This window comes from Mucilaginibacter sp. L196, from assembly GCF_009765905.1.
Lineage (GTDB): Bacteria > Bacteroidota > Bacteroidia > Sphingobacteriales > Sphingobacteriaceae > Mucilaginibacter.
This window is the reverse complement of the sequence record NZ_LMUO01000015.1, coordinates 239,418-251,508: the sequence shown is the minus strand read 5'-3', so window position 1 is coordinate 251,508 and position 12,091 is coordinate 239,418. Positions and strand designations below refer to the sequence as shown.

The following is a 12,091-nucleotide window of genomic DNA, read 5'->3' as shown; positions in this document are numbered from 1 at the left end:
ATAGCATTTATTAATAAACCCTAAAACGAGTACTTTTGCGGCAATGACAGATGATGTTGAAATAAACGAGCAGGACGAACAAGACCTTTATGAGCATTTACGTGTAGTTGTTGATAAAGGGCAGTCGCTGTTGCGTATTGATAAATTTTTGATGCACCGGGTTGAGAATGCATCCCGTAACCGCATACAAAATGCTATAGATTTAGGTAATGTGCTGGTAAACGATAAGCCAATTAAACCGAGTTATAAGGTTAAACCGCTGGATGTAATATCGGTTGTGTTGCCACATCCACCGCGAGATACTGAGGTTTATCCTGAAAACATCGCGCTGAATATTGTTTATGAAGATGATGATGTGCTTATTGTAAACAAGCCAGCCGGTATGGTAGTGCACCCCGGTTATAATAACTATACGGGTACATTGGTTAATGGTTTAGTTTACCATTTTCAGCAATTGCCAACTTTGCCAGGTAATGATGGCAGACCAGGATTGGTTCACCGAATTGATAAAGATACTTCAGGATTATTATTAATTAGTAAAAACGAGCGTGCTATGACCTGGCTTGCTCGTCAGTTTTTTGAACATACCATAACCCGTAAATATTTAGCATTAGTTTGGGGCGATCTGGAGCAGGACGGAACAGTTACGGGTTATATTGGTCGCAGTGCGAATGACAGGCGTGTAATGGCTATTTATGATGATCCTGAAAAAGGAAAATGGAGCGTTACCCATTATAGAGTGTTAGAGCGTATGAATTATGTTACGCTGATAGAATGCCAATTGGAGACAGGCCGTACACACCAAATCAGGGCTCATATGAAACATATTGGTCATCCTTTATTTAGTGACGCTACTTATGGTGGCGATAAAATATTAAAAGGTACTGTTTTTAGTAAATACAAGCAGTTTGTTGATAATTGCTTCGAGATAATGCCGCGCCAGGCTTTGCATGCGCAAACGCTAGGCTTTATACATCCTACTCAAAAAAAATATATTTATTTCGAATCCGCTCTGCCGCAGGATTTTGAAACCGTTTTAGAAAAATGGCGAAAATATATTGCTGCAACCGTAGATCAAAAAGGGTAATTTTGTGTTGATAACACCATGACATCGGCTTTCATAAACTTTAACGGCGAAATAGTACCTGCAAGTACACAATTATTAACCACGGCTAACAGGGCCTTTAGGTATGGTGATGGGTTATTTGAAAGTATGCGCCTGATGAAAGGCCAGCTCAAATTTGCCGACCTACATGCCGACCGTTTACAGCGCGGCATGAAGGCGCTGAAAATTGATGGCTACTCGCAAATGGATGCCTGGTTTTTGAAGGATAAGGTTGAAGAACTTGCCCTCCGGAATAAAATAAAGCATGGTCGTATTCGCTTAACGGTTTACCGCGATGCTGAGGGCTTATATACACCATCGTTAAACAAAATGGGCTATTGCATAGAAATGCAATCGGTAGATGAGCCACGTTATTTTTTGAACAGCAAGGGTTTAATCATGGATATTTTTACTGATCTGCCGAAGGCGACTAATTATCTATCCAATATAAAAACCTGCAATTCGCTTATTTATGTAATGGCTGGGATTTTCAAAGAGCAAAATAAGCTTGATGAAGTTTTCCTGTTAAATCAGAATGGCTTTTTGTGTGAGGCTGGTAGCTCAAATGTTTTTGTGTGGTATAATAACCATTTATATACACCTGCACTTAGCGAGGGCTGTGTAGAAGGCATAATGCGTCAGGTGATTATCAATATTGCTAAAGAAAACAATATAGGCGTAACCGAAGCCCAAATAAACCCGGATATATTATACGAAGCTGATGAGGTTTTCCTGACCAATGCCACCCGTGGTATTCAATGCGTGATGGGCTATGGCGTTAAACGCTATTTTAACAGGCTCAGTAAAATGCTGATGGACGAATTGAATAAGTTGTAATAAACTTTTTCCAATTGTCATTATGAGCGATAGCGAAGGATCTGTAAAGTAGTTTATGCATGTACAGATGCTTCGTTCCTCAGCATGACAGGATTTTATAATTAAATAATATGTGTGGGGGGAAATATTAGTTTATCTCCAAAACTACTGATGCTTTTATAGCTGCCAAAATACCATCCCAAAGTGCTATTCGCGAGGTAAGGGCTTCAACAACGGCAATAAATGCTTCCTGCCATTTTTGGTCATCATCGCCGCAAAGTTCGGCAGTCATTTGGTAAGCCAGGTGCGAGTGATGATCGCCATCAACTTCAATATGTCTTTCCAAGTAATATAGTAGTGTTTCCACTTTGCCAGGTAATTGCTGATTAAGCTCTTTTACTATGCTAATAAACATGCCGGGGATCAGATCCTCACGGCCAAAAGTAAATACCGCGGCGGTTACATGGTCTTTACCCGCGTCTATTACATCAAAAGTATGTTGTACAAAATTACGTGCAGGTTTTGGGATATTAGCAATAATCAATGCTTCGTCAATCAGTTTGCCGTAATTCAATTCGTCGAACAGATCGTTAATGGCATTTGCCGGGCTGCCGGCCTGCTCCATCGCTTTTAAATAAAGCTCGAAGTGACTGGTGCGGTTACCGTGCTCATCAATATCACTTTCTTCGCCGGTTACAATTTCATTTATCAGGTAGCGGGTATTGGCATTGCCAACCGGCATCCATGGCAGGGTAGTGCAGGTAAGTTTTTGTTGCAACGATTTTAACAACGACATAAAATCCCACACCGCGAAAACATGATATTCCATAAAAACACTTAGGTCTTGCAGGGAATTAATATGTTTATATAGTGGGTGCTCTATAAGTTGTTTGCGAAGTGGTTCTATTCCTGCTTTTAATCGCTCTATCCTGTCGGTGTAAAATACCATGCCTGTAAATTAATTAGTGCGTAAAAATAACGACATAAAACAGAAAATGTTATGCCTGAGGATTATTTGACTTTTGTTTGATGATGTTTTTTGATGGATTGTCATTTCGAACGTAGAGAGAAATCTTCTTCAAAATGCAAAGTTCGTCGTGCAGGATCTAGAAGATTTCTCTCTACGTTCGAAATGACAGAAGAAGAGGGGATTATAATTTCACTCCACGTAGAAATTCTTCGATGCTCATTCGTTTTTTACCCTCTAATTGAACATCGGTAACACTGATATAACCGTCTGTGCAAGCAAATTTCAGGTAAGTTTTATTATCGGTTGAAAATACTCCGGGTTGTTCAGTAGTTTCGGTAACTTCCTGCTGGCCATAATATATTTTGAATGTTTTATCATTCAGTTTGGTAAAGGCCGTAGGGATGGGGCTTAAGCCACGTATTAGGTTAAATACCGTTTCTGTAGTATTATTCCAGTCGATAAGGCAATCTTCTTTGAATATTTTGGGGGCATGCTTTAACTCTATGCCATCAACAAGTTCATGCTGAGGCAGCTCGCTGTAACGGCGGCTTTCAACAGCTTTTACGGTCTTAACTAATAAACCTGCGCCTTTATTCATTAAGCGGTTATGTAGTTCGCCGGCAGTTTCGGTACCGGTTAAGGTTATTTTCTCGGTGAATAATAAATTTCCGGTATCAATATCCTGTTTCAGGAAAAAGGTGGTTACACCAGTTTCTTTTTCACCGTTGATCAGTACCCAGTTAATAGGTGCTGCGCCACGATACTTAGGCAATAATGAAGCATGTAAATTTATAGTGCCACGGATAGGCATAGTCCAAACTATGCCAGGTAACATACGGAAAGCTACTACTACGAATAAGTCGGCTCCAAGAGCTTTTAATTCATCTAAAAAAGATTGGTCTCTTAACTTTTCAGGTTGTAGAACCTTTATTCTCTTGGCAACAGCATATTCCTTGACTGCAGATTGGGTTAGTTTTTGACCGCGGCCCGCTGGTTTATCAGGCGCGGTAACTACGCCAACAATATCACAACCTGCCATTAATAATTCATCAAGCGATGTTACAGCAAACTGGGGCGTACCCATAAATACAATTCTCATGCTATATATCTTCCTTTTTTAGTTGTGTAATATTGTGTTTTTTGTTGATTGAAGTACAGGTTCAGTTATAGCCAACAATTTAGCAAAAAAAATGCTTAGTTGTACAATAAATATTTGCGGCGCATAATTTTAAATTTGCTTAAAGCCGGTTCCCAACTTTCGCGGATCTCGCGTTCGGTTTTGCCCGCTTCAATTTGCTTACGTAATTGATCTGTTCCTGCAAGTTTTACAAAGTACGCGTTATAAAAGTGGGTTTTATCCGGGAAGGCGTTATATAATTCCAGCAGCCATGTTAAATTTAATTTCCCGCTGCTGCGTATAATGCCGGTATCATAGTTTTTTAGGTCGATTCCATAACAAACCTGGTTTTTTTGCGGTGGATCTTCGCTCATTCCCGGAATGCTTACCGGCGTGAAATTGTAAGCATATTTTCCTTTTAGTAAAGGATGCCCAACTACTTCAAATGGCGTATAGGTGCCTCTGCCCAAACTTAAAGTAGTTCCCTCAAACAAACACAAACTTGGATACAATAAAACCGATTGTGCAGTATTTAAGTTTGGTGAGGGGTTAACCGGCAATTTGTAAGCCGAATTATGGTTATAATTAGCAATCTTAATAATTTTCAGTTTGCACTGCACGTGGTTTTTAAGCCAGCCTTCACCGTTAATCATTTGGGCGTATTCAGCTATTGTCATGCCGTAAACAATGGGTACGGCATCCATTCCGACGAATGATCTGTAAGTGGTATCTAGCACCGGCCCATCTACATAAAAGCCATTGGGGTTTGGTCGGTCTAAAATCAATAATTCGATATTGTTTTCGGCACAAGCCTCCATTACATATTGCAGGGTTGACAGATAGGTGTAAAACCGTGCGCCTACATCCTGTATGTCAAATATCATCAGGTTAATGCCGTTTAAGTCAGCAGGTGTTGGCTTATAATGCTTGCCGTATAATGAGATTACAGGTAAGCTTGTTTTGGGATCGGTACTATCATTAACCGTTGCGCCATTACTGGCATTACCTCTGAAACCATGCTCGGGGCCAAATATCTTTTTTATATTGATGCCTAGTTTTAATAAGCTGTCAACGCTGGGTGTAAGTTTATCGCCTATTACCGAGGTTTGGTTAACCACCATCCCAATGTTTTTTCCTTTAAGGTAATTGAGGTAAAGGTTGGTTTGATCAGCACCCGAGATGATTTTTTTTGTAAATTGGTGGTGTAAGCTGCCTTGCCCAAAAGTTATCGCACTACTAAAACAGGCAATAAGGGTTATTAATCTAAAAGTGTTTATCCTTATCATAATCATACTGCATTTTTAACCGCAAAAGCGCATATTTGCGAAGGTACAAAAACATCCCTGCATTGAGTTTCGCATCTTTCATAGCCAGTCGAATAACATTTAAGTCTACACGCACTTTTTCAAAACTCATCGTGCGGATAGCTATTGTAGGCATTATGCTCGGTTTGGGCATCATGATATTATCATTAGCTGTAGTGCGTGGCTTTAAACAGGAAATCCGTGAGAAGATGCGCGGTTTTGCAGGTGATATGCAGGTAGTAAAATACGACCTCAATAACTCCTACGAAAATTCTCCATTTTTAGCAGATCCTAAATTTGTAAAAGAAGCCCTTAATAAAAAAACAATCACTAAGGTAATGCCCTTTGCCACCAAGCCGGGTATTATAAAGGCTAATAACGAAATTGAGGGTGTTGTTTTAAAAGGCGTTGACAAAAATTATGACTGGACCTTTTTTAAGAAGATATTGATTTTCGGCAGGGTGATGGATTTTTCTGATTCCGTTGCGGCGCAAAAAGAGATTATGATCTCCCAACAAACAGCAGATCGCCTTAAATTAAAAGTTGGCGATAATATGCTGATGTATTTCATCCAACAACCTTTACGCAAACGCCCGTTTAAAATTGTAGGTATTTTTAGCTCAGGGGTTGATGAGGTAGATAAAACTTATGTTGTTGGTTCGTTGTCATTAATTCAGCGCCTTAATGATTGGTTGCCAACCCAAATTGGTGGTTATGAAATAAGGGTAACGGATTTTGATTTGCTTAAGTATTCTGAAAATAGTATAAACGATGTTTTGCCAACCAAGCTTAAGGCTTACACGGTTGAACAAACTTACCCAACCATATTTGAATGGCTTAGCTTGTTGGATACCAATACCGTAGTAATGCTGGCCCTGATGTTAATTGTTGCTGTAATTAATATGATATCGGCTTTGTTGATTATGATATTAGAGCGTACCTCCATGATCGGCATGTTGAAGGCGATGGGGGCGACTAACTGGAGTATTCAACAAATATTTTTGATAAATGCTCTATATCTGGTGGGAGTAGGGATGGTATTGGGGAATTTGTTTGGTTTTGGATTAGGGCTTTTTCAAAACCTGACGCACACTTTTAAACTCGACCCTGCATCGTATTATATGCCTTTTGTTCCTATCCAATTTAACTGGTTAGATGCTATTGAACTTAATTTAGGCATATTAATAGTTTGCCTTGTTGTATTGGTGATCCCATCGATGCTGGTGAGCAAAATATCGCCTGTGAAAGCAATCCGGTTTAAATAGTTATAGTTTTTTTGCTTCGTTCCAATACACATCCATTTCGGCAAGGCTCATGTTTTGGAGTTGCTGGCCGTTCTCTTCGGCTTTGGTTTCTAAGTATTGAAAACGTTTAATGAACTTACGGTTGGTTTTTTCCAAAGCATCTTCCGGATTAATATTGATGAAACGGGCATAGTTGATCAGTGAAAACAGCAGATCTCCAAATTCACTTTCGGCACGTTCGTGGTCTATGGTGGTTTCGTCCTCTACATTAAATTCATCTTTAAATTCTTGCAGCTCTTCTTCAACCTTTGCCCAAACCTGGCTTTTTTCTTCCCAGTCGAAACCAATGCCACGGGCTTTTTCCTGTATACGGGATGCTTTTACCAATGCCGGTAAAGATGCAGGTACGCCACCCAATACTGATTTATTACCTTCTTTTAATTTGATCTGCTCCCAGTTACGCTTTACATCGTTTTCATCCTGTACATCCACATCAGCATAAATATGAGGGTGACGGTTAACCAGTTTATCGCATATGCCGTTCAGTACATCGGTAATATTGAAATCGTTTGTTTCTGAGCCGATCCTCGCATAGAATACTAAATGTAACATTACATCGCCCAGTTCTTTTTTGATTTCAGGCATATCACCACTAAGTATCGCATCCGATAGCTCATAAACCTCCTCAATAGTTAAATGGCGAAGGCTTTCCAGCGTTTGTTTTTTATCCCAAGGGCAATTTAAACGCAGATCATCCATTATTGTAAGTAATCTTTCAAAAGCGCCTGCGGGAGTGGTGGATGTAATGGGAGGAGTTAGTGGCATAGTGTTGTTAATGTGCAAATGTGCGGATATGCAAATGTGCAGATTTTACATAATATTTACCTAAGAAGCTGTCTGGAAAAAAGCTATTGTCATTGCGAGGAACGAAGCAATCTCTATACTTTACAGAGCTGCTCTGCGGATTCAATACCTTTCTAATCGCCTTGCCTATGCAGAGATTGCTTCGTTCCTCGCAATGACGATTTTTTTATATATTGAATCATTTTTACAAAGCGTCTAAGAATTATTGAGTGATGATTCGCATCTCTGCACATTAACACATTAATAAGCCCTTAGCATTTCTCTTTTCCCGGGCGCTCCCGGTGCTTTCTCAACTTTTAAACCTAAACTTTTAACAATACGTTTCAGGTTTCCAGTAATGGCATAGGTGACAAATACACCGCCGGGTTTTAAAAATTGGAGGGTATGGGTAATAGCGGCCTCATTCCACATTTCGGGTTGGTAGGAGGCAGCAAAGGCATCAAAATAAATCACATCAAATTTTTGATCTGATTGAAAGTCCATCAGTTTGACGTTTGCAATTTGTAGCTGGCAACTTTTATTAAGCTTGATTGGATTTTGAAGTGCAGAGGGATAATGTTTAATGAATTCCTGCCATAGGTCTGTGGTAACATATTCATCATAACCAGTCTGGCTTATCATTTCGTCGGTTAGCGAATACGCCTCAATGCCGGTATAATCAAGCTGTATGTTTTCAACGGAGCAGTAATCAGCGCTTAGTAAAAAGTTTAAGCCGGTGCCAAAACCTATTTCTAAAATTGAAACGCTAGCCCCCTCTAAATCTCCCCCGGTAGGGGAGACTTCATTTTTATTTTCTAAAAAATACTGTAAGCCTGATTTTACAAATACGTGTTTGCTCTCTTGTAAAGCGCCGTGGTGCGAGTGATAATTTTCGCCTACTTCACTATTGAAAATGGTGTTTGAACCATCGGATGTTTTTACAATTTCGAGCATGTTAAGCGTTGATTTTAGTTATATCCAAAATCGCTTCGCCCAAATCATAAACCGGGACAGATTTTATCTGAGCGGCAATAATACTTGATGCAGCAGCCGAGCGATAACCAGCAGCGCAATGTACTACGATGGGTTTATTAGTTGGAATCTCGTTGATGCGTTCACGTAGTTCAGGTAGTGGGATAACTACGGGATTGATAAACAACGTTCCATCATTAACCTCTCCCCAGTTGCGTACATCCACAATGGTGTAGTCTTTCGGGTTGGTTTGAAAATCTGCAAGGTCAAGATCATGTGATTTTTCAGTTATATTATCTGGTGTTAACAAAGCGGCTTTTATATTGCTTTCGTAACCAATTTTGGCGGCTTTCTTTATCATGATGTCCAAATCACTATCGGTGTTAGCAATCAGATAGAATTTCTCGTCGGGGCCGATAATTGAACCTAACCAAGTTTCAAACTTTTCGCCATTTTGCAAATTGATAGCGCTTTTGATGTGCCCTTTTCTGAAATCAGCTTTCGGGCGGGTGTCAATGATGAGTGTATTTTTGTCCGATATTGATGCCGATTTATCTATTGCGCTAATACTGTTTTTAAGCTGCGTTGCGCCAGACTTATTTAACTCCACATCGTGGCCGAAATATTTAGGTACAAAGGGCTGATCAGTGGTTAGTGTTTTAATGAACTGCAACTCACTCATCAATTGCAACGCATAGTTTTCGCGTAATTCGCGACCGATAGTGCTTTGCAAATCGGCACTCATATTCTTACCGCATAGTGAGCCGGGGCCATGTGCAGGGTATACCACAACATTCTTCGGCAGGCGCATCAATTTATCTCTTGTAGAGTGATACATTTGTTTGGCCAATTCTTCTTTTTTTGCGGTGATATTACCTATATCCTCGCGTAAATCGGGGCGGCCAACATCGCCAACAAATAAAGTATCGCCTGTAAAAATAGCGGCATCGTGTCCGTATTCATTTTGTAACAGAATACAGATAGAATCGGGTGAATGGCCGGGGGTATTGATGGCCTTTAGTTTAATGTCATCCAGTTCAATTACATCACCGTCATCAAAACCTTCATGCGGATATGCTGCGCCGGTAAGTTTGCTTACATAGATTGTAGCGCCCGTAGTTTGATGTATTTCCAGATGCGAGCTTACAAAATCAGCATGGGGATGGGTTTCTATCACACCTACAATATCGGCTTCGTGCAGCGTGGCAAAGTCATAGTATGGTTGAGGATCGCGTGATGGATCGATCACAATCATTCTCCCTGTCCTGATGATCGCATAGGAGGCATGCGCCAGGCCTTTATCGTAAAATTGATGGATAATCATATTCGGCGCAAAGATATATGTTTGCTTTTAGATGGTGTAAGTAATACGGGTCAGTAGTTTGTAATCAAAAACATAGGGAGTTTCAGTTTATCGATATAAAACTGAATAACAAAGCCCGATTTTACCGGGCTTTGTTATTTTTACTAATGTGGTAAAACTATTGGCTTACCAAACTTTTATCCTGTCTGCAGGAGCTTTGTAATTTTTGTCGCCCGGTTGCACATCAAATGCAGCATACCATGCATCTACATTGCTTATAGGTGCATTACAACGGTATTTCTCAGGTGAGTGCGGATCTGTTAATATACGCTGAGCAGCAGCTTCGGGTCTTTGTGAGCCTCTCCATACTTGGGCCCATGACAAGAAGAAACGCTGATCAGGAGTAAAGCCATCAATCTTAGTGTCATTTGATTGGCCTTCCTTGGTCTTTTTAAATGCTTCGTAAGCAATGTTTACACCGCCTAAATCGGCAAGGTTTTCACCTAAAGTTAAATTACCATTTACATGGATGGTATCTAACACTGTGAAGGCGTTGAATTGTGCAACAACTTTGTCGGTACGTACTTTAAACCTGTCGGCATCAGTTTTTGTCCACCAATCGCGTAAAGTGCCATCACTATCATACTGGCGACCTTCATCATCAAAACCGTGTGTCATTTCGTGGCCTATTACAGCGCCAATACCGCCATAATTTACGGCATCATCAGCATCAAAATCAAAGAAAGGAAACTGTAATATACCCGCCGGGAAAACGATCTCGTTATTTGACGGGTTGTAATATGCATTAACAGTTGGTGGTGTCATACCCCAACGGGTTTTATCAACAGGCTTGCCTAATTGGCTTACCATGTAATTATAACGCCATACACCAATGCTCCTTAAATTGCTTACATAATCACCGCGGTTTATAATAACGCCATCATAAGTTTCCCATTTATCAGGATACCCGATTTTTACAGTGAAAGCGGCTAATTTTTTAAGCGCATGGGCTTTAGTTTCGGCACTCATCCAATCAAGGCGTTGAATGCGATCACCCAAAGTGCTTTTTAAGTTGTTAACCAGGTTAACCATATATTGCTTAGCCGCAGGCGTAAAGTATTTTTCTACGTAAAGTTGGCCTAACAATTCGCCAAGGCTGCCATCAACCATACCCGACATGCGCTCGGTGCGTGGTGCCTGAACTTTTTGGCCGCTTAAAGTCTGACTAAATTTAAAGCTGGCAGCAACAAACGGAGAGCTTAATGATCCTGCTGAACCTTTAAGGATATTCCATTTTAAGTAAACTTTCCAGTCGCTCGCAGGCCTAGCAGCTACTAAACTATCAGCAGTTTTGAAAAACGCGGGTTCGCTTACCAATATGGTATCCTGGCCTGGCGCTTTCATCTCAGGGAGCAATTGTACCCAGTTTAAATGCGGGGTGGTTTTGCTGAATGCTACAACCGAAAATTTGTTGTAAGTAACGTTTGGATCGCGCAGCGCAACACGGCTTAATTGTGCTTTTGCCAATGCTTTTTCAATGTCAAAAACAATCGCGGCATTTTTTGCAGCTTCATCAGCACTGGTCCCGGTCAGTGTGAATAAGCTTATCAGGTAGTTTTTATAAGCTGCCTGAATTTTTAAAGTACGCGGATCGCTTTTTAAATAGTAATCACGGTCGGGCAAGCTGGTGCCACCCTGATCAAGCCCTACAATATTTACGTTAGGGTGTTTGTCATCACCTCCAACACTAAACCTGAATAATGGGCTACCTAATGCATGTACGCGTTGGTAAACTATTTCATTAATAACACCTTGTGTGGATGTGATTCTATCAATACGTCTTAAATCCGGCTGGATGGGGGTGTACCCTAGTTTTTCAATAGCTACGCTGTCCATTCCGCTGGCATATAAATCGCCCACGCGTTGCTTTAAACTGCCTTTTGGCTGCTGCGCAGATGTAGCGCTAACTTCTTTTAATAAGTTTAATAATTTGGTTGTGTTGTCCTGTATCAGGGTGTTAAAGCTGCCCCAGCGGGTTTCTTTGGCCGGTATAGGATTGTTTTTTATCCAGTTGCCATCGGCATAATCATAAAAATCATCACCGGGTTTAATGGACAAGTCCATATTAGCCGAATCAATAAATTTTTGGGGATGTGCGGGAGGGGCAGGATGATGGGCTTTAGATTTTTTGCCACCATCTACTGCAAAAGCACTTACCGAAATGCATAAAACTCCAGCAAGTACCAAATTCGAGTACTTAAATTCCATAATGAGATCAAATTAAAGATTAAAGGTAATAAAATATGGTAAGAACCTTTTGATAAGCTGAAATATTTAGTGATTTGGTATGATCGGCTAATTCTGTGTATAAATTTTAATTACTATCAATCATGAACCATGAACTATAAACTAATTGA

The 12,091-nt window shown here is 40.3% G+C and carries 11 protein-coding genes; 3 read left to right on the top strand and 8 right to left on the bottom strand.

Going from position 1 to position 12,091, the window contains the following annotated elements; all coding sequences use genetic code 11:
- Positions 1–43: 43 nt before the first annotated feature.
- Together GSQ74_RS12075 and GSQ74_RS12070 are read left to right on the top strand one after the other, a co-directional pair.
- Complete coding sequence (locus GSQ74_RS12075) at positions 44–1,087, top strand: RluA family pseudouridine synthase (RefSeq protein ID WP_158993583.1); 1,044 nt, start codon at positions 44–46, stop codon at positions 1,085–1,087.
- Positions 1,088–1,105: 18 nt separating this feature from the next.
- Complete coding sequence (locus GSQ74_RS12070; protein WP_158993581.1) at positions 1,106–1,942, top strand: aminotransferase class IV; 837 nt, start codon at positions 1,106–1,108, stop codon at positions 1,940–1,942.
- Between the two features lie 127 nt (positions 1,943–2,069).
- Here the strand turns inward: GSQ74_RS12070 and GSQ74_RS12065 are convergent, their stop codons facing one another.
- The 4 genes from GSQ74_RS12065 to GSQ74_RS22770 form a co-directional block, all read right to left on the bottom strand.
- The gene (locus GSQ74_RS12065) at positions 2,070–2,870 is read right to left on the bottom strand and encodes a DUF3050 domain-containing protein (protein WP_158993579.1); all 801 of its coding nucleotides are present in this window, start codon (positions 2,868–2,870) and stop codon (positions 2,070–2,072) included.
- A gap of 202 nt (positions 2,871–3,072) precedes the next feature.
- Entirely contained in the window at positions 3,073–3,990 is a 918-nt protein-coding gene (gene fmt, locus GSQ74_RS12060; protein WP_158993577.1) for a methionyl-tRNA formyltransferase, read from the bottom strand.
- A 95-nt stretch (positions 3,991–4,085) separates the two neighbouring features.
- The gene (locus GSQ74_RS12055) at positions 4,086–5,294 is read right to left on the bottom strand and encodes an exo-beta-N-acetylmuramidase NamZ domain-containing protein (protein ID WP_158993575.1); all 1,209 of its coding nucleotides are present in this window, start codon (positions 5,292–5,294) and stop codon (positions 4,086–4,088) included.
- Positions 5,272–5,469, bottom strand: a complete 198-nt coding sequence (locus GSQ74_RS22770; protein WP_254060872.1) for a hypothetical protein — start codon at positions 5,467–5,469, stop codon at positions 5,272–5,274. Before GSQ74_RS22770 ends, GSQ74_RS12055 begins: the two co-directional genes overlap by 23 nt.
- On the opposite strand from GSQ74_RS22770, the gene GSQ74_RS12050 reads away from it, so the two are divergent.
- Positions 5,468–6,577 carry an FtsX-like permease family protein gene (locus GSQ74_RS12050; RefSeq protein ID WP_254060871.1) on the top strand — a complete coding sequence of 370 codons (1,110 nt, stop codon included), beginning with the start codon at positions 5,468–5,470 and terminating at the stop codon, positions 6,575–6,577. The two genes, GSQ74_RS22770 and GSQ74_RS12050, sit on opposite strands and share 2 nt — an antisense overlap.
- Here the strand turns inward: GSQ74_RS12050 and mazG are convergent, their stop codons facing one another.
- The 4 genes from mazG to GSQ74_RS12030 form a co-directional block, all read right to left on the bottom strand.
- Complete coding sequence (mazG, locus tag GSQ74_RS12045) at positions 6,578–7,381, bottom strand: nucleoside triphosphate pyrophosphohydrolase (RefSeq protein ID WP_158993572.1); 804 nt, start codon at positions 7,379–7,381, stop codon at positions 6,578–6,580. It abuts the gene before it with no gap.
- A 279-nt stretch (positions 7,382–7,660) separates the two neighbouring features.
- Complete coding sequence (mnmD, locus tag GSQ74_RS12040; protein ID WP_158993569.1) at positions 7,661–8,353, bottom strand: tRNA (5-methylaminomethyl-2-thiouridine)(34)-methyltransferase MnmD; 693 nt, start codon at positions 8,351–8,353, stop codon at positions 7,661–7,663.
- Position 8,354: 1 nt separating this feature from the next.
- The gene (locus tag GSQ74_RS12035) at positions 8,355–9,695 is read right to left on the bottom strand and encodes a rhodanese-like domain-containing protein (protein WP_158993567.1); all 1,341 of its coding nucleotides are present in this window, start codon (positions 9,693–9,695) and stop codon (positions 8,355–8,357) included.
- Between the two features lie 165 nt (positions 9,696–9,860).
- Positions 9,861–11,942: a M13 family metallopeptidase gene (locus tag GSQ74_RS12030; RefSeq protein WP_158993565.1), complete on the bottom strand. Its 2,082-nt coding sequence runs from the start codon at positions 11,940–11,942 to the stop codon at positions 9,861–9,863.
- Positions 11,943–12,091 lie beyond the last annotated feature (149 nt).

Bases quoted from the DNA above. Each gene is read 5' to 3' on its own strand.
- GSQ74_RS12075 (WP_158993583.1), top strand. From the start codon at position 44: ATGACAGATGATGTTGAAATAAACGAGCAGGACGAACAAGACCTTTAT.
- GSQ74_RS12070 (WP_158993581.1), top strand. From the start codon at position 1,106: ATGACATCGGCTTTCATAAACTTTAACGGCGAAATAGTACCTGCAAGT.
- GSQ74_RS12065 (WP_158993579.1), bottom strand. From the start codon at position 2,870: ATGGTATTTTACACCGACAGGATAGAGCGATTAAAAGCAGGAATAGAA.
- fmt (WP_158993577.1), bottom strand. From the start codon at position 3,990: ATGAGAATTGTATTTATGGGTACGCCCCAGTTTGCTGTAACATCGCTT.
- GSQ74_RS12055 (WP_158993575.1), bottom strand. From the start codon at position 5,294: ATGATAAGGATAAACACTTTTAGATTAATAACCCTTATTGCCTGTTTT.
- GSQ74_RS12050 (WP_254060871.1), top strand. From the start codon at position 5,468: ATGATATTATCATTAGCTGTAGTGCGTGGCTTTAAACAGGAAATCCGT.
- GSQ74_RS22770 (WP_254060872.1), bottom strand. From the start codon at position 5,469: ATGATGCCCAAACCGAGCATAATGCCTACAATAGCTATCCGCACGATG.
- mazG (WP_158993572.1), bottom strand. From the start codon at position 7,381: ATGCCACTAACTCCTCCCATTACATCCACCACTCCCGCAGGCGCTTTT.
- mnmD (WP_158993569.1), bottom strand. From the start codon at position 8,353: ATGCTCGAAATTGTAAAAACATCCGATGGTTCAAACACCATTTTCAAT.
- GSQ74_RS12035 (WP_158993567.1), bottom strand. From the start codon at position 9,695: ATGATTATCCATCAATTTTACGATAAAGGCCTGGCGCATGCCTCCTAT.
- GSQ74_RS12030 (WP_158993565.1), bottom strand. From the start codon at position 11,942: ATGGAATTTAAGTACTCGAATTTGGTACTTGCTGGAGTTTTATGCATT.